Source organism: Paenibacillus cellulositrophicus (assembly GCF_009363095.1).
Lineage (GTDB): Bacteria > Bacillota > Bacilli > Paenibacillales > Paenibacillaceae > Paenibacillus_AQ > Paenibacillus_AQ favisporus.
This window is the reverse complement of record NZ_CP045295.1, coordinates 5,535,555-5,555,701: the sequence shown is the minus strand read 5'-3', so window position 1 is coordinate 5,555,701 and position 20,147 is coordinate 5,535,555. Positions and strand designations below refer to the sequence as shown.

The following is a 20,147-nucleotide window of genomic DNA, read 5'->3' as shown; positions in this document are numbered from 1 at the left end:
ACTATCTTTTGATAATAACAGATTTTTGTTCGTTTGCAACAATTTTATAGTTATAACGAACATATCAATAAGGTGGTCAACGTATCCGATCATCGGCAAATAATCAAGATCGATCCGAGATATTTTCTACCTTCTTACCTAGTTCTGCATAGAGATATCATATTAAGTTGCGCCGTGAGGCTTTTTGCGCTGGCCATCATTTTACTTAGAGTAAAAATGAGTAAACGTAAAAAAGCCGAAAATCTTAACGGATGCCCGGCTTCATATCTCTACCTTAAATTTGCTGCCCTACCTTCACTTTCAATAGACTAAACGGCGACGCCTTCCTGTTTCGTCTTCGCAATCCCAATGGCGAGGAGGCTTCGGATTTTGCTGGTCCGGTCCTCGTTTCGTTATCTACGGTTCAGAGCGATTCGATATGAGTCGCTTTGAACCTAAAAAAGCCTGCATCCATTGTCAAATAGACACAAGCTTCTTCAGGACATCATCCTGCTTATATAGAGGTATTGAAAGAGATCTGCGCCCGTACCCGCTCGATTTGAGCGATATGAGTGTGTACATGCCGTATAAATCCTTCAAACAGCTCCGACACCGAAACGGTTTGGTCCTGGTTCGGTCCGCTCTTGCTCCAGTCTGCATCAGAAAGTCTCTCATAAAATAATTTGTTATAAGTAAGCAGTGCATCGAAAGCGGTGAGAATGTCGGACAAGGAACTTTGATTCGACCGGGCGGAGGATACCCACTTATCCTGATTATATAACAGAAGTGGCTGCTCGCTCTCCGCAATGATTTTACGAATACGCACAGAATGAACAAGACTGGAGTCTACCAAATGCGCAACAACTTCTTTTACGCTCCATTTGTCCGGTGCTGGCTTCCATTCCAATTGATCCGTCGTTAATCCTGCGATGCTCCGCTGAATAAGTTCTGCAGTTGCTAGATAATCTTGAATCGATGACTTCGTATTGATATCGTCACTCATGGTTTACTCCCCCATTCCCGGAAAAGTTCGTCATTATGCTCCCCTTTGAGCGGAGGTTTCCGGTAAATTTGAAATTCATATCCGGTCAGCTTGACAGGAAAACCGACGGTTTTAGTGCTCGTATCGTTGGGCAGAGCTAGCTCGTGAATTAGCCCGGATTCGGCGATGACCCGATCCTGCAAAATATCTTCGTAAGTGTTGATCGGAGCGCACGGCACGCCCCTACGATCAAACTCCTTCAGCCAATAGGCAGCGGTTTGCAAGCTGAACGACGCTTGAAGCAGTCCGGCGAGTTCTTTCTGGTTCCGGGCACGCAAGGTTTGGTTGGCGAACCTCGGGTCGTCCGCAAGCTCCGGCCGATCCACCGCGGCGCAAACTTCCCTCCACAACTTATCGTTGCCGGCGGCAATCACGAAAGGTTTGTCGCTTCCTTGATAGCCCTGGTATGGCGCATTGCGCGGATGCGCGCTTCCGAGCCTTTTCGGAGCCGTCAGGTTGCCGTAATATTCGCTGGTTTGTAAGGCGGATATGCCCAGCACACTGCCCAGCATGGAGCAGTCGACATAGGTACCTTGCCCCGTCCGCTCCGCCTGGAGAATGGCGGCGACGACGGAGAAAGCTCCGTATAACCCTGCGGCAAAGTCTGCGACCGGAACACCGCATTTGACCGGTTCACCATGCTCCTCACCCGTCACGCTCATTAAGCCGCTGATGGCCTGAATGGTTACATCGAACGCCCCTTTCTGCGAGTAAGCTCCGGTCTGCCCGTAGCCCGAAATCGAACAATATACCAGCTTCGGATTGGCTGCCGAGAGTGCCTCGTAGCTTAAGCCGAACTTGGCCAGCACGCCGGGTCTGTAGTTTTCGACGATGACATCCGCTTTGGCGCACAGCTCATGCAGCCTCGCTAACTGCTCGGGTGATTTAAAATCAACCGCAATGCTCCTTTTATTCCGGTTGAGCGAGCTGAAATTGGAGCTGAATGGCTCCCCCTCATCGTTAGAGAAGAACGGCGGCCATTCCCGCATCCCGTCTCCAACATCTGGCCGCTCCACTTTAACCACATCGGCGCCGAGATCCGCAAACAGCATCCCTGCAAAAGGACCTGCGGCGATTTGCCCAAATTCCAGTATTCTCAAACCGGCCAGAGGCCCTTGTTGGCTTTGTGGCATTTTGTATTTGCCTCCCTTTTTTTAGCAAAATCTTCTTACCATGATTTAGGTGTAGATGGGGGATGCATTGTCGTGGCGCGTCACCACATCCCGGTAACTTCCTGTTGCCACGTCATGGATATGGCGCTCCTGCTTGCCGATATCCGTACCGTATATATGGACCGTAATCGCAAGTTCATCAAAAGGGTTCGCCACACCGTGAATATCGTAATCCGGTGGGTAGACGAAAGAGATGTCCCCTGCATGCGCCGTTACTTCAGCCACCTCGCGGAGCGAATACCTCGGCTGCGAAGCCTCGCCGTGATCTTCCCTGCGATAACGCTTCTCAACGATCGAACCGCGGTAAAGGCCAACCAACCCCCATACCAGATGATCGTGAACTGGCGCGACCTGCCCTGGCCCCCAGATAAAAGCAATAACGCTAAAGGCTTCATCTTCGGGCTTATAGAGCAAATATTGAGCGTATTTGTCGGGTAACGGTTCTTGGTAAGCTTCGGGGATTAGGTGCTCATTGGCCAGCAACCTCTGAAGCAGTGGTCTAACTCCCTCTATAATCACACGATGCCCTGTATGCTGCTCCAGTACGCGGTGAATATCCCTGTCCAGTTGGTCAAACGTATAGTCGCTCATCGGTCTCCTCACTTTCTGTTCCTATATTAATGAACTTTCAGTCCGAATCAGGCCGAATGATTCCACTGTTTCGCAAACTCTGGGTAAATCGACTGCAGTTCTTTAGCCACAGCGCTCCTCAGCGTGTTGAGCTCAAGTGAGGTCGGTGGCTGCAGTTCCAGATAATCGCCCCGTTCAATCCCCAGATCAAACCCGGTTTGCGCTTGTACCTCGGAGGCGGTGACCCCAGGAGCAACGGCTGTCAACCGAAGCAAATGATCTTCATCTTGAGGCTTCAATATTCCGAGAGGCGTGAAGACTCCTTCCAGTTGGCCTCTCCGAAACACATCCTGACTCGAGCGGGCGACCGACGTCACAAAGTCCAGCTTCTCCGGAAAACCTTTGCGAGTATGGTCCGTCTTGAACAATAAAATGCGTTTGCACATGAAATAGACAACGGCGGAGCCTGCACCACCAGGCAGCCTCACTTTCGGAGCCTCGTAGTTCCCGATCACATGCAGATTGATATTGCCGCTGCGATCGATTTGCGCGCCGCTTAAGAAAAACACATCGACGGTTCCCCGCTGCATCCAGTCGAAAAATTCCTTCGTTCCTTCGAACGGCCAATCCGGCTGCCCCAAAATGTATACCTCCGTCTGCCTGGCATGTAGAGCCCGTGCCAGCAAGGAGGCGGCCGCAGGAATAGGCGAGTTGTTGCCAACCGCAACGACTTCATGATCTTTCAGCTGACGGGATAGCAAACAGATTAACCATTCTTCTTCCGAGTAAGAGCTGTACAAGCTCATGACTGCTCACCCGCTTTCTATTGGTCCAAACTCTTCAGCCACTTCATTCCCCGTACGATGGCCGGAAGCCCGGAGCTGACATATAGACACTTTAGGCCGGGTACCGCAGGCAGCGTCGGAGCGAATGAATCGATCGATATATTCCCGAAACGTCGGTTCCGATCGCGAGGCTTCAACATAGGTTCGAATATGGTCGCTGTCGATACCGTAGTAACCTGGACAGCCGGTAGGATAAGCCCCTTGAGGTGCATGAACGACGGCTGTAATATAAACAGAAGGAATGATCGTTCCAGGATGCCGGCTTAGCTCCTCGGGCGTAACGATTTCCTCTACCGAGACGATCACGTGGCGCGACGCCTGGGCTAGCAGGCGGTTATTGTGTCCCGGATAGGCGGCTACATTGCCATGCGTATCCGCCTGGAATGCATGGAATATGGCGACATCCGGTCGAATCGCGGGGACGACTGCGATGGACTCTTCCATATCGAATGGATTTACTATCACTCGGAAATCGCTGCGAATGTCCATATATCCGGTTCCTAGCAGCCCTCGAACGGGAATGAACGGAATCCCCGCCGCGCCGGCTTGCAGTGCGGCCGCTAACGAAGGACAAGCATGCTCCCGAACTGATAGGTTCCCCTGCTCGAATCGTCTGCGGAAGTTGAGGGCAAAGCCGTATTCTCCCAGTGTTATCTGCGAGAATTCGATAGATTGCGCCACGTCCGATCCGATGAGCAGGTCTGCGTTTATGGCGGCGGCTCCTGCGCATACGATCGACAAGTTTTGTATGTTCGTTCGAATTAACTCGTGAATGAGCGCCATCGGCGACATATCCATATGTCCGCTTATTGCGAGGGTAACCCCATCATGAATCCATTGCATCGCTTCCTGCAGTGAAACAAAGGCAACTCCCACAGGTTTCACATCCTTCGTATGAAATGCGTGTGATGGCGGATCCAACCGGCTTTATGCCGATTGTGAATCGGATTCCCGCTGACGCGCCTTTTCTTTTTCGCGTACTCTCGGAATGACGTCACGCCCGATGGCTGTGATAGTGTCGAGGAAAGGGAGACCGCGGAGCAGCACTTTGGTGAAACCGAGATCCGCATATTCCAGAATCCGGTCGGCTACTTGATCGGGAGTCCCCACCAAGGCGATGGAGTTACCACCTAATACTTGCGTCAGACCGGCCCATACGTTTGGCCCGATCTGGAAGTCGTTGGCGCGGGATTCATTCATCAGCTTCTGCAGCCGCCGGTCTCCAATCGACTCGTCCTTGATCGTCACTTCGCTTTCTTTTCTGGCGATGACGGACGGATCGACGTGGCGAATGATCTCATGAGCCCTCTGCCAAGCTTCCTCCTCGGTATCGCCCAGAATCACCTGGAACGAGATGCTATAGTCCAGTACCCGATTTTCAAGAGCGGCCAGCGCTTTTACCTCTTCGATCCGCTCGCGCGTTAGGTCCAGTGATTCCGCCCACAGCATATAGACATCCGCTTCCTTGACGGCTGCCCGCTTGCCCGCCTCCGAAGCGCCGCCGAAGTAAATGAGCGGCCGGGGCTTTTGCACCGATTTGTAAAATAACGAAGCATTGCGAAGCTGGTAATAGTCTCCTTCATGATCAAAATGATCTTCCGTAAACAAGCGTTTGAGCACATGGATAAATTCGGCCGTACGGTCATACCTTGCATCATGCGGCACGAAGTCCCCGTCCGCCGCCAGCTCGGCAGGCGATTTGCCTGTTACGACATTGATCAGCGCACGTCCACCGGACAAATAATCCAATGTCCCAATTTGCCTGGCGAATACGGCAGGTGCCGTAAATCCCGGTCTCGCCGCAAACAGAAATTTAATCTTCTCCGTGTGGCTTATCAGCGCCGAGGCCGTCACGAGCGAATCAAGGCAGACATTGCCTGTCGGGAGCAGAGTCGCATCGAAGCCCCCTTTCTCGGCGGCTTGCACAATCGAGATCAGATTGGCAAGTGAAGGCTCGCGGTCTGAGATATCCCTCCATGCATCCACTCGACTTGGGTCTGCGGTCAGCTTGCCGATCAGAGCCCGATCCCCACTTGTCGGCAGCATGGTAATAAAGTCAATCGCCATCGTTCATTCCTCCCAGGACCATATTTACCTCTAACGAATTGCAGTTTTGGCATACCGATTGCCGGGCTGCTTAAGACCGAAGTGATCACGAAGCGTCACACCGTTGTACTCCTCGCGGAACAATCCGCGGTTTTGCAGTTCGGGAACGACGTGTTCGAGTATGTCGTCCAAGCCATCCATCATATAAGGCGCCATCAGATTAAATCCGTCACATGCGCCGCCACGAAACCACTGCTCCAACCGGTCAGCGATCGTCTCCGGAGTCCCCGTCACGATATGATGCGACCGGCTCGCGATATACCATCGGGCCACTTGCTCCAGCGTTAAGCCTTCTTCCCGTGCTTTGCGGAAAACGAATTGGAATCGTCCCCTGCTCCCCCGAATGGCATGTTCAATGTCGGGAAAAGGCTCATCCAACGGATGCTTGGATAAATCGTAATTCATACTGCCCGACATAAACGCGAGTCCGGTATTCGTATGGATGAGCGACTCCAGGTAGCGCTCCTTTTCCTGTGCTTCCCTCTCCGTATGGCCGACAATAAGCATCGTCCCGGGCAAAATTTTGACGTCGTCGCGAGAGCGGCTCAGCGCTTGCAGCCTTCCTTTAAAATCATCATAAAAGCTTCTTGCGGACTCGAAATTCGGCTGAGCCGTAAATATCACCTCCGCGTATCTGGCGGCCAAATCCCGGAACGGGCCGGACGAACCGGCCTGAATCAGCACCGGATGGCCTTGGGGAGGCCGCTGTACGTTCAAGGGTCCACGGACGTTGAACCACTCGCCTTGATGATGAACATAATGAACCTTATCCTTGTCGGCAAAAATACCTTTCTCCTTGTCGCTGAGCAGCGCATCGTTTTCCCAACTGTCCCAAAGCGATCGGACGACCTCGAGAAATTCAGTGGCCCGATCATAACGGGTGGAATGATCGAGGTGTTCCAATTTGCTGAAGTTGCGCGCTTCGGCATCGCTGGTTGAAGTGACGACATTCCACGCCGCGCGGCCTTTGCTCAAATGATCCAGTGTCGCAAACTTGCGCGCGATGTGAAAAGGCTCATTGTATGTCGTGGAGGCGGTGGCCGCTAGCCCGATCCTGTCCGTCACCGCGCTTAATGCCGCTAATAGCGTCAGGGGCTCTGCGGATAAGGACGGGCGGTGTGTGACCGTCATGTCGAAGCTGCTTCCGTAATTATCGTCTATGGCCAGTTTATCGGCGATGAAAAGCATATCCAGCTTGGCACGCTCCGCCTTTTGTGCGATCGATTGATAATAATCGGGATCAAGCGGATCGCTGACAGCCGCATCCGGATGGCGCCAGCCGCCTGCATGGTGGCCGGCCGCAGTGACGAAGAGCCCCAAATGCATCATTTTACTCATGCTGATCCTCCTCTTCCCTAATTTGGCGACTTTGCGCCGATTTTCTTTGGTGTTGCACCGTTGCGGTGGCAGCCAATGATACCTTTCTTATAGAGGATAATGACAGGCTGCCCAGTGACCTGTTCCGACCGGTTGAAGCACGGGCTCCACTTCTTTGCATCGCGAGGTTGCAGCAGGGCAACGCGTATGAAACCGGCAGCCGGATGGCGGATTGGCCGGGGACGGTATCTCACCTTCGATCGGCATGTAGTTCCGCTTCCGCTTCGGATCGGCGATAGGGATGGCCGATAACAATGCCTTCGTATAATGATGCGCTGGCTGGCTGAATAGCTCGTCGGTAGGCGCCAGTTCGACCAGCTTGCCGAGATACATCACGCCGATCCGGTCTGAGATGTGCCGCACGATGTTCAAACCGTGCGCGATGAACAGGTAGGTCAGCTTCAGCTGCTGTTGAAGCTCCTTCATTAGATTAACGACTTGCGACTGGACCGATACGTCCAGTGCGGAGACCGCTTCATCTGCCAGAATGAACTTGGGATTTAGCGCAATAGCGCGGGCAATGCCGATCCGCTGCCGTTGGCCGCCGGAGAATTCATGCGGATAACGGTCATACCATGCCGGATTCAAGCCTACGAGTTGCATCACAGCTTCGACCTTCTCCCGCTTGGCCGATCCCCGCAGCGATTCGTGCACCCACAATGGCTCCCCTATGATATCCCCTACCTTCCAGCGCGGATTGATCGAGCCGTACGGGTCCTGAAAGATCACCTGCATGTCGCGGCGGGATTCCTTCCAGCTGACCCTGCCGCCGCTTCTTCCACCACCGGCGGGAAGCAGATGCCGTCCTTCGAAGATGACTTCCCCGCCGGTTGCCTTTTCCAATTGAAGCAGCATCCGTCCAAGGGTTGACTTGCCGCATCCCGATTCACCGACGAGACCGAAGGTCTCCCCTTTCTCGATCCGGAAGGAAACCCCGTCGACCGCGCGAATGAACGCTTTGTTCCGATGAAATACTCCTCCATGCACAGGATAATACTTGGTTAATTGTTTGATCTCCAGCAGAGGACTCTGCTGTTCCAAAACCGCTTGGGAACTTCCCGAAGCATGAGACAGATGGGAGCCAAGGTTAAGCTCAGCGGAAGCTTCGGATTGTCCCCAGTACACCTCGGCGGCAAGATGGTCCAATTTCTCTGCATGCCAGCAGGCGACATCTCTCCCGTTCACGTGGGCAAGCGGAGGGTCCTCTTTCTTGCAGCGATCCGTAGCGTAAGGGCAGCGCGGATGAAAACGGCACCCGGAAGGAAGATCGGCTAAGCTCGGGATAGAGCCGCGGATCGTGTACAGCTTCGAACCCCTGGGTTGATCCAGTGTCACGATGGACTGCAGCAGCCCTTGAGTGTAGGGATGGGAAGGCTGTTCAAACAGCATATGAACGTTTGCTTGTTCGACCACTTTTCCCGCGTACATGACCACGACCCGGTCAGCCATCTCGGCGGCAATGCCTAAGTCATGCGTGATGAGCAGTATGGACATTTGAAACTCCCGCTTAAGCTCCTGAAGCAGGCTCAGGATCTGCGCTTGAATCGTGACGTCGAGAGCCGTTGTCGGCTCATCGGCGATAAGCAGCTCGGGACCGCATGCCAGCGCCATCGCAATCATCGCCCGCTGCCGCATACCGCCTGAGAGCTCATACGGATACTGCTTCATCCGGATGCCCGGCTCCGGAATCCCGACCCGCCGAAGCAAATGGACGGCCTTATCTCGTGCCGCAGCCTTGCTTACCTTCTCATGACGAAGGATTACCTCCGTGATTTGTTGCCCGATCGTAAATACAGGGTCTAGAGCGGTCATCGGCTCCTGAAAAATCATGGCGATCTTCTTGCCTCGAAGCTCGCTGATTTCCCGCTGCGACAATCCGACTAGACTGCGGCCGTCCAGCATGATCCGACCCTCGGATACTCTGCCGTTATCATAGTCGATCAACCGCATGATGGATAAAGATGTGATCGTCTTGCCGCTTCCCGACTCTCCGACGAGGCAGACGATCTCTCCGCTTCCGATCGACAGATTGACGTGCTGAACCGCATTCAACGGGCCATTGGGCGTCTGGAAGTCGACGGACAACTGTTGTATATCCAGCAATGGCTTCATTTCAAACTCCCCTCTTCGGATCCATCCAGTCGCGAAGATGATCTCCGATTAGATTCACTACGATAACAAGCAATGTGATGGCAAGCCCCGGGAACGTGGCCACCCACCAGGCCACCGTCATATAGCTGCGCCCTTGCGAGAGCAGGTAGCCCCAATCCGGAATTTCCTGAACGACGCCAAGACCGAGAAAGCTTAGTCCGGTTCCTACGAGAATGGAGCTTCCTACCCCAATGGTCATCATCACAAGAAGGGGAGAGAAGCAGTTCGGCAAGATGTGCCGGAACATAATTTCAAGATGCGAAGTACCGACGGCACGGGCGGCATCGATGAACGGACGGCTGCGAATCGACAGGACCGTACTGCGTATCACCCGCGCTTTTCCAGGTATGGCTGCCACACTGATCGCGAGGATGACGTTAAAAAAGCTCGGTCCCAGTGCCACAGAAATGGCGATAGCGAGCAGAATGCCGGGGATCGTCATCAGAATATCGTTCAGCCTCATGAAGACGGAATCGACGATGCCGCCGCAATATCCGGCTATGAGGCCGATCAGTGTGCCGATCAACCCGCCGATAAGAACCGATACGATCCCCATCAATAGAGACTGGCGGCTGCCGAAAATGATGAGCGTCCAAACATCCCGGCCGAATTGATCGGTTCCGAGCCAGTGTGACAGGCTCGGCGAATGCAGCAGCTGGTCCGTCTTCATATCCGTAGGCGAATATGGCGCGATCCACTGTGGAACGATGGCTGCCGCAACCAGAAAGGCCAGCACGGCAAGCGAGAAGCCAAGCAGCGCTTTGGACACAGTCAAGCTTCCGGCCTTGGATCGCAGCTTGGGCTGGGCCGCACCTCCCACCGGATTCGACGCTACCGCCTCTGGTGTCATTTCCGGTGTCACGGAGTTCACCTGCATGGATGTTTCACTCCTTCCCCATGGATTTAATACGTCTGTTTTCCAACGCAGGAATAAGAACAAACGGATGTTATCGGGCCTTCCTCACCCTTGGATCGACATAAGAGTACGATATATCCACCAACAAATTGACGATGATGGTAAAGATTCCGGTGATCAGAATCGCTGCCTGAATAACCGGGATATCTTTTTGGTTGATCGCGTCCACAACGAGCTTGCCAAGCCCCTGTCTAGAAAACACAGTTTCCGTCACAACGGCTCCTGCCAGCATTTCACCGACTAACACGCCAAGAACGGTTATCGCCGGCATCAGCGCGTTACGAAGCACATGCCGGTAGAGTACCGCACGTTCGGTCAAGCCTTTGGAGCGAAGGGTCACCACAAATGGCTCTTGGATCACTTCGAGTACGCTGTTGCGCACCATCCGCGTCAGCATACCTGCGCCGGTTAGACCTAAGGCGAATGAAGGCAGGATCAGCTGCTTGAAGCTCCCGTTACCGATGGCTGGAAGCAGCCGCAAATGCACGGAGAAGACCAGAATGAGCAGAATGCCCAGCCAAAACTTCGGCATGGAAACTCCCAGCAGGCTGATGACCCGTACAACGTAGTCGAGCGCTTTGTTCCTATACACGGCGGATAACACACCGAGTGCAACGCCGACCACGATAGCAAAGATGGTGCTGACGACGGCGAGTGAAAGCGTGGCCGGAAGCTGGGCAACCAGCCTCTCCAGGACCGGTTGGCTATTGGCGAAGGAGTGACCGAAATCCCCTCTTAGGCTGTTCCACAAATAGTCGAGATACTGCTTCCACAAAGGCTCGTTAAGACCAAACTGCTCTCTGAGAAAATCGACCCGCTCCGGCGCCGCATCGTCGCCGGCGATCATCTGGGCCGGATCCCCCGGGAGCCAATGGATGATAATAAACACCAGCGTCAGTGAACCCAGAATGACCGGAACGGAGACGATAATCCGGTTCAGAATATATTTGATCACGGACGGCTCCCTCCGATTCGTTTATTTTTTGATCCATGCATCGTAAAAGACCGGCCAGCCGGGAGAATCAAACGTGATGCCGTTCACCTCCTGAACGGATGCGAGCGAGTATTGAAATACGTAGGTCGGTATGGAATATACGTTTTGAATAATCCATTCCTGCGCTTTTTTATAGACTTCTTTACGCTTCTCCGGATCATTCTCCAGATAACCGTCTTCGAGCCACTGATCCAGCTGGGGATCGTTTGCCCTGGCGAGATTGTTCTTCTTCGACGGGCCCTTGGTGGAAAAAATTTGCCGCAGCACGTCGGGATCTCCTGAGAATTGGCTCGCAGCCACAAGGTCGTAATCCCCTTTCAGCCGGCGCTCCGAATAGGTGCCCGAAGGCAGAGACACGACTTTTAATTCAACACCCGCCTGCTTCAACTGCTGCTGAAGCACCGCCATTAAATCGAGCCGCTTCTCCCGGTTCCCCTGCGTATCGATAAATTCAATGGTCAGCTTCTTACCGTCCTTCTCGCGGATGCCGTCCGCTCCCTTTACCCAGCCAAGATCGTCCAGAAGCTGATTCGCTTTCGCCGCATCCGGCTTCCAGGAGTTTTCCACGGTCGGAGTATAGCCGAGCATAGAAGGTGAAATCGGAGACCAGGCCTGCTTTGAGGTGCCCAGATAGATCGTTTTGACCGCAGCGTCCAGATCCATAGCCGCTCGCACGGCTTCCCTGACTTTCAGATCATTCCATGGTGCTTTTTGCGGATTCAAATAAATCGAGAAATTCACCTGCAGCAGTTCGGTTTCCTGAACCCTAAATTGATTGTCCGCCTTTAAAGCCACCAAATTTTGCGGAGGTATAATGTCTGCTGCCTGCACCTGTTTGCTCTGCAGCACGCTGATTCTGGTCGCTTCCTCAGGCACATACTTGACGGTCAGCTTATCCAAATAAGCCGGCCCTTGATGCTTCGCCGTCGGCGGAGCCCAATTATAGTCGGGATTCTTCTCGAATTGAACTTCCGTTCCAGGCACCAACTTCACGAGCTTGAACGGTCCCGTGCCGACTGGATTCTGGGGATACTTATCCCCGTATTTCTTGACGGCCGCAGGGGAAACGAACCCCAGATCGACCTTCGCCGCATTGCTCAAAAAGGGCGCGAACGGGGCGCTAAAGTTTATTCTCGCCGTGTATTCGTCCAGCACATCCGTTGAGACGTAGCTGCCGATTTCATTCAACGAGCTTGACGCCTTCGTCGCCGGATCCTTGATCCGATCGAAGTTGAATTTGACCGCCTCCGCGTTAAACGGAGTGCCGTCGTGAAATTTGACGTCCTTGCGTAAATGGAACGTATAGCTCTTCTTGTCCTCCGAAATTTCCCATGAAGTGGCGAGCCATGGCTTGATCGAATGGTCCGGCAGCTCAACGACCAGACTGTCGTACAGCGATCTCATTACCCGCCCGTTCTGGGCGTTGCCCGCCTTGTGTGCGTCCAGATTGTCATCGGTCACGATGCCCCCCAGTGCAAAGACCAGCTCCCCTCCAGGCGTGACAGGCCCAGAGTCCACTTCCGCTGCATTCGCTCCTTGCGTGGCTTGACTGCTTCCATCGCCGCAAGCGGACAGCAGCAGGGTCAGCGCCAAAAGAATCGTAGCCATTTTAACGGCTTTTACCCAAGACTTTTTCATAACCCATCTCCATCTACAAAGTAGTCTGTTTATCCGTTGACCGGCTGCTGCAAGTCGCTGTAACGGTTAACTGGAAACTTCAAACCGAGATGTCCGCGCAGTGTATCGTGCTCATACGCTTCCCGGAATAAGCCCCGCTGCTGCAAAATCGGGACGACCCACTCGACGAAATCCTGCAATCCGTTCGGAATGCCAACGCCTATAATAAAGCCGTCCGCTGCTCCTTGCTCATACCACTGCTGTATCGTGTCCGCAACCTGTTCTGGAGTACCGACGAATTGGCTTTTCGGTGTGGCAAAACGGAGCGCGACTTGGCGCAGCGTTAGATTGTGCTCTTTGGCCAGCCGTTTAATTTTCTCTGAGCTCCCCTGTTGGCTGTTCAGCCCCAGATCGCCCAAATCCGGAAACGGCTCATCGAGCGGGAACCGGCTGAAGTCGAAATCGTTGAACGGCCTGCCCAAAGCGACGACGGCCTTTTCGATAGAAACAAGATTGACCGTCTCCTGATATTTGCGCTCTGCTTCTTCCTCCGTTCTGCCGATGATGGGCCGGATACCGGGAAGAATCGAAAGATCGTCAGGATTTCGTCCGAAACCAGCCGCCCGGCCCTTCACGTCGCGGTAATAGCTTTGAGCTTCTTCTATTGTTTCGTGGCCGACGAAGATGGCATCGGCATTTTTAGCTGCGAAGTTGCGTCCGTCCTCGGAAGTCCCCGCCTGGAAAATAACGGGCTGCCCTTGCTTGGAACGGGCGATGTTAAGCGGCCCCTGGACGGAGAAAAATTCACCTTTATGATTTAAGGCGTGCAGTTTGCTGGGATCGAAGAACACGCCGGACTGTTTGTCCCGAACGAAAGCATCGTCCTCCCAGGAATCCCACAAGCCCCGGACGACATCCACATGCTCCTGGGCGATCCGATACCGGGTTTCATGCGGAGGATGCTCGTCTTTGCTGTAATTGTTGGCGCTGCCCGAGAGCCATGAAGTCACCACATTCCATCCTGCTCTGCCGTGGCTGATATGGTCGAGGGAAGCGAATTGTCTGGCGACGGTGAACGGCTCGCTGTAGCTCACGGTTAACGTACCGACCAGCCCGATTCGAGATGTTACGGCGGCAAGAGCCGACAAGATCGTCAGCGGTTCGAAGCGATTGAGATAATGCGGACTCGAATTGGAGGTAATGTGTACACTGTCAGCGATAAAAGCAAAATCGAATTTGCCAGCCTCCGCTGTAAGGGCTTCTCTTTTGTAAAAATCGAAATTTACGCTGGCATCGGTTATTGCATCTGGGTGCCTCCAGTCCTCCCAACCTCCGCCCACACCATGAATCATTGCTCCAAGCTTGAGCTTTTTGGGTTTCGACATCTTCATACGCCTCCTTATGGCTTCAACTTCTTTGGACTTGCCTCCCTAACCATACGTGACTATTCCGACATTTTTACTGTGTTATTCTCATGCCCAAATCATAATGTAGTTGATTCCTTTTTGTAAAATGCAAATAGGTGAACCGTAAATTCATGATTTGTGAACCATAAATGGGTAGCCAGAGTAAAAAAACGGGATTATACTTAGTAATCAAGTTGGAATAGTTAGCATTTATTAACTAGTTATATCGAACACTTCGTTTTTTGTACAATGCAAATATCCGAAGCATCGCTTCACAAATAATGAACTTATTTGGGAAGGAGTATATGAAGGTGGATATCCGAACGATCAAAACGTTCCAGACGATCATGAAGCTCGGCAGTTTTCAGCGCGCTGCGGAAGACCTACAATACGGGCAATCTACCGTTACGATGCACATCCAGAAGCTGGAAAGCGATCTCGGAGTCAAGCTGCTGGAAAGAGGAAAAAAGCTGAAGCTGACGGAAGCGGGAAGGCTGTTTCATCAAAATGCGGATACATTGCTGAAAAATTACGATTACCTTGTGACAACGATGAATGAGCTGATTCAGGGGGAGGCCGGGGTCGTAAGGTTGGGGGTGATGGAACCGACCGCAAGCTATCGGCTACCGCAAATTTTGGCGCCTTTCATGCAGCAGTATCCTAAAGTACAGGTCAGCATCCAGATCGGCAATACGTTCATCCTGAGCCAAATGCTGAATGAGGGGCTGATTGACCTTGCCATCTGCTCCACTCCGGAGACGGGTGTCGGACATGTGTTTGAGCCGCTGTTTAATGAACGGCTGGCATTGCTTATTCCGGATACGCATAGGCTGGCCGCCAAAGACATGATTTTTTTGAGAGATTTGCAAAATGAGAATATTCTGATTACAACCTCCGTTTGCCCTTATCGCAAGAAACTTGAAACCTCCCTTTTGGAAAAAGGAGGAAGCCCTTATTCTGGCATGGAGATTGGGAACATGGCCGCGCTGAAATATTATGTACAGGCTCAGTTCGGTATCGCTGTCGTGCCGGTCATTACGGCAATCCCGAACCCTGAGGGTACGGTACTCAAGAACATACATGACTTGGACTCAGGACTTGTCACCGGTCTGCTGCGCAAGCCAAACGGTTCGTCGCTCAGCTCGGCGGCTGAGAAGCTGATTGCCATTTTGCGCAAGGAACTTCAGGCTCTATAAATACTTCCCCTTTGGCGAATATCGTTTCTTTAACACGCTAAATTTTGTGCATAATCCGCAATCCGCTAAAATATGGGCAGTTGATTCTTTATCGTTCTCGAAAAGCGACGGTTCAAGTTTTCCAGAATCTATAAGGATTATATTTCTGCCGTTGGCCCAGCCGATAAGGTGCTCGACCGCCATCTGCGCGCTCCCCCTATGGTTCGTCGATAAATAACCTCAATGAATTCCACAAATAAGCCAACATAAACTACGATGTAACCAAATCCAAAAAATAAAAAAGCCTGATCCATCAAGGATTCAGGCGATGACATTTATAATCAAGATTGGCTGTTGTTCTCCAGAAGGTCTGAAAAAAACAATTGATTAAATCGAGGCATATCAAGGGGTATTTTCACAAAAGTTGCAACGGGTTCTTCTTTTAATTTGAAAATAGTTGTTAAATTCTTTCTAAAATCTGCAAAAGGTTGATTTCTTCCTTAAAATTCGAAAAAGCTCTTAAATATTTCATAATGTTAGCAAACGGATGCATCTTGCAGATGGACCAACATAATCGATCATAAAGTATGAAAATGGTGTCGGATATTAATTACCCGGCTCCTTTTCATTTGTGAAAAAGTGTTAGCATAGCCTTGCTATTCCCGGCGCGGTGACTTTATAAACTTAAATATTATCCTGCTGAGAAGCCATTTATTCGCCGTGTATGGGCTTTCCATCCCTCATCATGTAAATACTTCAAAAGTAAAAACCGCTCCATGAGTGGTTTAATTGAACTGAACTATTTTTACCGTTAGTTTAACTTTACTTCGACAATTTCGCCATCTCTTAAGTTGTAACAGTCCCTTAATTTTACATCAGTTGCTACTTCAATAATTGTTCTAGGATGGTCTCCATTATCAGATGCACTACCATCTGTTCTTAAAATAAATGCTTTTCTTCCGAATATTGCGCATTCTTGAATACTGACTGAAACCGAGCCACCATATTCCTCTTTTTCTAGGCGTATTACGTCACTAGGTAAGTCGTAAGGTACATCAAGTTGAATATTTAATGTGCCTGGGAAAAATCTCATCCCCGTTTTAGCTTCGTAATAAGAACTTAGCTTTTCAATCCAATATGAAAAGTTACCCTGACCGCCAATTACTCTTCCTTTTAACGTTCTGTTAAGGTGAAAATCCTGACCTGGTTCAAATATTTTCACACTAAAATCATCTATGTTATTTTTAATGTAATATGTACGTCCCCTGCCATGCACTTTAACGTGTGATTCATCATTAATCTCAAGACAAATCGGTTCATCACAGCCTAGACCTAATTGAGCAGAAGTTTTTTGCATTGTAGCCACTAAGCGCGGAAAAGAGCCGTACTCACTAAAATGAGGTTCCACAACACAATCTTTTATAAGCCCCAATCCTTCCCCAATCATGAGTTCCTGCTCGGAAATTGTAGCGTCATAGTTGCTTCTAACGATAAACTCATTTTTATCACTAGAAACCTTACTTCCCCATATCGTGCAAGGGGAGCTTGATATTAATGCCCCTGCAGAAACTCCCGCAATGGCAACTCCTCTCCTATACAAAGCATTTATTGAATGATTCATCCTCGAATTTTTAACACACGCTTGGTAATATTTACTGGTGTCGCCTCCACAAATTAGTAAGCCTGTGCAACTATTTAGTTCTTCATGAACATCAGAATCAAACTCCAAATTGGTGTTGGGTGTTATCGAGATTACATTTTGTACCCCTAATCTTATCCAACGTTCACGAAAAACCCTGTGAAAATAAGCTTCCCACGATGACCCACCTAACCCTAAGACACAAATTTTTGAATCAATGCCACCCGACGCCTGTATGAAAGGTACGGATGTTTCGTCGAAGTTTTCCCCGATGTCCCCGTAGATAAATAGTGACCTCAAAATGCTTCCCTCCCCCTCTAAAACATGATATTACCACGCTAACCTAGCCGTTAGCAGACTGAAACTTTCCTCACACAAACATTAAACCAACGCCAGAAACATATATCCGAATGAATACCCATGTCCATTGTCTTCATCGGCATTAGTGAGTCGATGAAGGTGCACTAATGCGGAGACTTCGCTCTATTGAGCACCTAAGTAGTTTATGTTTATGCTCGCTGCCAATCTTGTTAGCATCGGGAATGATTCCTGGCTCATATTGCTAACAATAATTACTGTTCTTCTCTTTTATACTTTAAAATCCATAGATTGATAGTATATAGCAAAGGTATTAATAGAGAAAATTTGGGAATGCGGTGTCCAAAAAAAGTCAAGTAACATAATAAAGGAATAGTCCATATGTCAGCTATTAGTAGCATACTGAATGATGCTTTTATTACAGCATAAAGGGCAAGCAATGAAGGCAAAAGCATAAAAAGAATAACAACCAAATATTGAATGTCTCCGGGATCTGTACGAAACCAAAAAATCAAAAATACGGACAGAACAATTCCTAAAATTGATCCAATAAAGCCCCAGACCCTATCTATCGCTCCGATGAGATTCACCCTTCAACTATTGTGTGGTAATGAAATGGTAGACACCGACCAAAATTAATAGACATATTACAACAACGAATCCAATCAGAAAATTCTTTAGCATTGTCCCTTCACCCCAATTACCATGATAATCCATTTTAAGTAGCGAGAACTACAAATAAGTAAATTTAAAAAAGGCAGGTGAGTGGATTGGAACGGATTACGTTTGATGCGGATCCGTATTTGTAAAGCTTGCCCATTAACAATCACCTCAATATTACACACTATGTGTAAGCTGGTCTGCCTTATGACACTATTTCTATTAGAGGGTATTGAATTCTACTAGCTAAATAAAGGGGGACAGACTATTAATTTTTCTAAGCTAACTAAATTAAGACAGGTTGTTTCCCAACGTCTTAGAATACTAACGTCACAACCTACCACAACACAATAGTTGCCATTTGGCATGGGTGGTGCCGATCTTTTATTTCTCCTTTGTAGGAATTTCTTAATTTGCGATAGTAGCTCCAAAACTTAATAAACAGCTAAAGTTATACATAAAAATTAAGCTAATGTTTCAAGGCAGGCAGGTCGCTACCTACCATGGAAATACGAAAGTCAAGGAGCTCCTGAGAGATATTGGGCATGTAATTTTATTGTTTGGGAATATTATAAACACTACTACAATTTATCCTCAGAGGCATGGTGCTTATGAAAAAGTTAGTTTTATTAATCCTTGTTATTGAATTGTTTTGCCAAATGGATATTACAAAAGCAAGTTTTCAATTAAAGAAACCGTTATTAACACCAGAGGACGTTTTATCTCTTCAAGTAAACGGTTTATACGGTCGTTCTCGTTTATTTAATGAACGTGATGGGTATGAGGAAGTAACCATCAATAAGGTTATTAAATGGATTAATACATCAAACCTTTCCGTTGGACCAACTGAATTAGAGCTTAATCCCCCCTCTACTCTCCCCAATTTAAAAATAAAAATGAAAAACGGAAATGGTTCTGTTATTGAACCTGCATATAATTGTTTATCTGCATCCAAAACAAAGATATGCACGCTAGCGGAAGGCGAGGTTATATATACCTGGAATAATAAAAAGGTTCGATTGCAATCCAGAGAACTGTTCGACTGGCTATTAGTTGGGTGGAAATATGAAAGTGTAGGAGCTTCTAAAGAAGAGCTGCTTGAAGAGACTTTATACTCCAGATACTATCCTTATTTCGTTAAAACTTACTCGGATTTTATCATGTGTCCCCAAATAGATAAAATTGAAAGAATAAATGGGGATACAAGAAGACATATTGTTCGCGTAAGTGCGTTAAATTATAGTGCACATCATGGTGATATTCCCTACGATAGAATCCATATTACGTTGAGTGATACTCCAGAAAATGGTGTTAAAATAATTAAAGTTGAGATACAAAAAGGTATTTCAGTAACAGAAAGTCGCAAACAATGTAGACGAGAAAACTAAAAACCTGTTGAGCTAAGGGGAACCAAAATGAAAGGGAAATTGTTCGCGTTGCTTGTTATCTGCCTTCTGGTCTACGGCTTCGCTGTTGTTGCTGAATCGTCCCCATCTAAAGCATTCCGAAGCAACTCTAATGCGCAAGTGTTTAGATTAACTTCAAACGATGTTCAAACAGCCTATGTAAAATGGGGTGAATTTTGCTGGACGCTGAAAAGTGAGGAAATTGATTCGCTTATCATCATGTTGCGAAAAGTGAGGAAGGAAGACATCAAACCATATCGTGGTCCTTTTCCAAAAGGAGGACCATTTCAAGTAAGCTTAACGACGAAATCAAATGAACATTTCACTTTTACGGTTGGTGTTGGCGGGGAGGGGTATGTCCTTTGTTCGCCAAGCGAGAAGGTATATCTTCCGGAATTTAATGAATTTATGAACCCATTTATTGAACGAAGAGCCAATGAAGCTAAGGATCACTCGCCGGCGCCATGCTCGAGTCAAACAAAAAAGGAGCCTTTGCGTGAGACAAAGGCTCCTTTTTCATGAATCTCAATGTATATCAGTTCTTAAAAAGATTCCGTAGTTAAGGGTCCAATGTCCCTTTTGGCTCGTGCTATCTTGGATTCATTGAAAATAATTTGCTTTTCTTGTTGGACAGCTGGTATCTGGATTCCTACTCTGAAGTTGTTGTGATTCTTCTTACTGAATCCATACTATCAATATCAGCTTGATTCGCTAATGACTCATCTTCCGAAGGGCTTGATATGGACTCGACGAGGGAATGCCACTACTAGGAGC

Annotated in this window: 16 protein-coding genes; 3 read left to right on the top strand and 13 right to left on the bottom strand. The window is 49.5% G+C overall.

Translation table 11 applies throughout. From position 1 onward, the window contains the following. Positions 1-493: 493 nt before the first annotated feature. The 12 genes from GCU45_RS25455 to GCU45_RS25400 all read right to left on the bottom strand — a co-directional run bounded on the left by GCU45_RS25455 (position 494) and on the right by GCU45_RS25400 (position 14,154). A complete protein-coding gene (locus tag GCU45_RS25455) occupies positions 494-982 on the bottom strand; it encodes a DinB family protein (RefSeq protein ID WP_152401431.1) in 489 nt (162 codons plus the stop codon). Further along, positions 979-2,154, bottom strand: a complete 1,176-nt coding sequence (locus GCU45_RS25450) for a CaiB/BaiF CoA transferase family protein (protein WP_152401430.1) — start codon at positions 2,152-2,154, stop codon at positions 979-981. Before GCU45_RS25450 ends, GCU45_RS25455 begins: the two co-directional genes overlap by 4 nt. 45 nt (positions 2,155-2,199) lie before the next feature. Then, a complete protein-coding gene (locus GCU45_RS25445) occupies positions 2,200-2,784 on the bottom strand; it encodes a cysteine dioxygenase family protein (protein ID WP_152401428.1) in 585 nt (194 codons plus the stop codon). 47 nt (positions 2,785-2,831) lie between these two features. Then, positions 2,832-3,569, bottom strand: a complete 738-nt coding sequence (locus GCU45_RS25440; RefSeq protein ID WP_152401426.1) for a CoA-transferase — start codon at positions 3,567-3,569, stop codon at positions 2,832-2,834. A gap of 6 nt (positions 3,570-3,575) precedes the next feature. Further along, the gene (locus tag GCU45_RS25435; protein ID WP_152401424.1) at positions 3,576-4,484 is read right to left on the bottom strand and encodes a CoA transferase subunit A; all 909 of its coding nucleotides are present in this window, start codon (positions 4,482-4,484) and stop codon (positions 3,576-3,578) included. A gap of 51 nt (positions 4,485-4,535) precedes the next feature. Continuing rightward, entirely contained in the window at positions 4,536-5,675 is a 1,140-nt protein-coding gene (locus GCU45_RS25430) for an LLM class flavin-dependent oxidoreductase (RefSeq protein WP_152401422.1), read from the bottom strand. Between the two features lie 30 nt (positions 5,676-5,705). Continuing rightward, complete coding sequence (locus GCU45_RS25425) at positions 5,706-7,052, bottom strand: LLM class flavin-dependent oxidoreductase (RefSeq protein WP_244364249.1); 1,347 nt, start codon at positions 7,050-7,052, stop codon at positions 5,706-5,708. Positions 7,053-7,139: 87 nt separating this feature from the next. After that, a complete protein-coding gene (locus GCU45_RS34440; RefSeq protein WP_152401420.1) occupies positions 7,140-9,203 on the bottom strand; it encodes an ABC transporter ATP-binding protein in 2,064 nt (687 codons plus the stop codon). A gap of 1 nt (position 9,204) precedes the next feature. Continuing rightward, complete coding sequence (locus tag GCU45_RS25415; protein WP_244364247.1) at positions 9,205-10,119, bottom strand: ABC transporter permease; 915 nt, start codon at positions 10,117-10,119, stop codon at positions 9,205-9,207. Between the two features lie 70 nt (positions 10,120-10,189). Beyond that, positions 10,190-11,113, bottom strand: a complete 924-nt coding sequence (locus GCU45_RS25410; protein WP_152401417.1) for an ABC transporter permease — start codon at positions 11,111-11,113, stop codon at positions 10,190-10,192. 21 nt (positions 11,114-11,134) lie between these two features. Continuing rightward, the gene (locus tag GCU45_RS25405; RefSeq protein ID WP_152401416.1) at positions 11,135-12,790 is read right to left on the bottom strand and encodes an ABC transporter substrate-binding protein; all 1,656 of its coding nucleotides are present in this window, start codon (positions 12,788-12,790) and stop codon (positions 11,135-11,137) included. 29 nt (positions 12,791-12,819) lie between these two features. Then, positions 12,820-14,154 carry an LLM class flavin-dependent oxidoreductase gene (locus tag GCU45_RS25400; protein ID WP_152401415.1) on the bottom strand — a complete coding sequence of 445 codons (1,335 nt, stop codon included), beginning with the start codon at positions 14,152-14,154 and terminating at the stop codon, positions 12,820-12,822. A 332-nt stretch (positions 14,155-14,486) separates the two neighbouring features. Here GCU45_RS25400 and GCU45_RS25395 point away from each other — a divergent pair, with 332 nt between their 5' ends. Next, positions 14,487-15,371 carry a LysR family transcriptional regulator gene (locus GCU45_RS25395; RefSeq protein WP_152401413.1) on the top strand — a complete coding sequence of 295 codons (885 nt, stop codon included), beginning with the start codon at positions 14,487-14,489 and terminating at the stop codon, positions 15,369-15,371. A gap of 790 nt (positions 15,372-16,161) precedes the next feature. Here the strand turns inward: GCU45_RS25395 and GCU45_RS34050 are convergent. Continuing rightward, positions 16,162-17,289 (bottom strand): DUF120 domain-containing protein, encoded by a 1,128-nt coding sequence (locus GCU45_RS34050; RefSeq protein ID WP_152401411.1) that lies wholly within the window; start codon positions 17,287-17,289, stop codon positions 16,162-16,164. A gap of 1,289 nt (positions 17,290-18,578) precedes the next feature. Here GCU45_RS34050 and GCU45_RS25385 point away from each other — a divergent pair. Then, the gene (locus GCU45_RS25385) at positions 18,579-19,355 is read left to right on the top strand and encodes a hypothetical protein (RefSeq protein WP_152401409.1); all 777 of its coding nucleotides are present in this window, start codon (positions 18,579-18,581) and stop codon (positions 19,353-19,355) included. 27 nt (positions 19,356-19,382) lie between these two features. After that, entirely contained in the window at positions 19,383-19,895 is a 513-nt protein-coding gene (locus GCU45_RS25380; protein WP_152401407.1) for a hypothetical protein, read from the top strand. The last annotated feature ends 252 nt before the right edge of the window (positions 19,896-20,147 follow it).

Excerpts from the sequence above, each read along its gene's own strand:
- GCU45_RS25455 (WP_152401431.1), bottom strand. The coding sequence starts at position 982 with ATGAGTGACGATATCAATACGAAGTCATCGATTCAAGATTATCTAGCA.
- GCU45_RS25450 (WP_152401430.1), bottom strand. The coding sequence starts at position 2,154 with ATGCCACAAAGCCAACAAGGGCCTCTGGCCGGTTTGAGAATACTGGAA.
- GCU45_RS25445 (WP_152401428.1), bottom strand. The coding sequence starts at position 2,784 with ATGAGCGACTATACGTTTGACCAACTGGACAGGGATATTCACCGCGTA.
- GCU45_RS25440 (WP_152401426.1), bottom strand. The coding sequence starts at position 3,569 with ATGAGCTTGTACAGCTCTTACTCGGAAGAAGAATGGTTAATCTGTTTG.
- GCU45_RS25430 (WP_152401422.1), bottom strand. The coding sequence starts at position 5,675 with ATGGCGATTGACTTTATTACCATGCTGCCGACAAGTGGGGATCGGGCT.
- GCU45_RS25425 (WP_244364249.1), bottom strand. The coding sequence starts at position 7,052 with ATGAGTAAAATGATGCATTTGGGGCTCTTCGTCACTGCGGCCGGCCAC.
- GCU45_RS34440 (WP_152401420.1), bottom strand. The coding sequence starts at position 9,203 with ATGAAGCCATTGCTGGATATACAACAGTTGTCCGTCGACTTCCAGACG.
- GCU45_RS25415 (WP_244364247.1), bottom strand. The coding sequence starts at position 10,119 with ATGCAGGTGAACTCCGTGACACCGGAAATGACACCAGAGGCGGTAGCG.
- GCU45_RS25405 (WP_152401416.1), bottom strand. The coding sequence starts at position 12,790 with ATGAAAAAGTCTTGGGTAAAAGCCGTTAAAATGGCTACGATTCTTTTG.
- GCU45_RS25400 (WP_152401415.1), bottom strand. The coding sequence starts at position 14,154 with ATGTCGAAACCCAAAAAGCTCAAGCTTGGAGCAATGATTCATGGTGTG.
- GCU45_RS25385 (WP_152401409.1), top strand. The coding sequence starts at position 18,579 with ATGAAAAAGTTAGTTTTATTAATCCTTGTTATTGAATTGTTTTGCCAA.
- GCU45_RS25380 (WP_152401407.1), top strand. The coding sequence starts at position 19,383 with ATGAAAGGGAAATTGTTCGCGTTGCTTGTTATCTGCCTTCTGGTCTAC.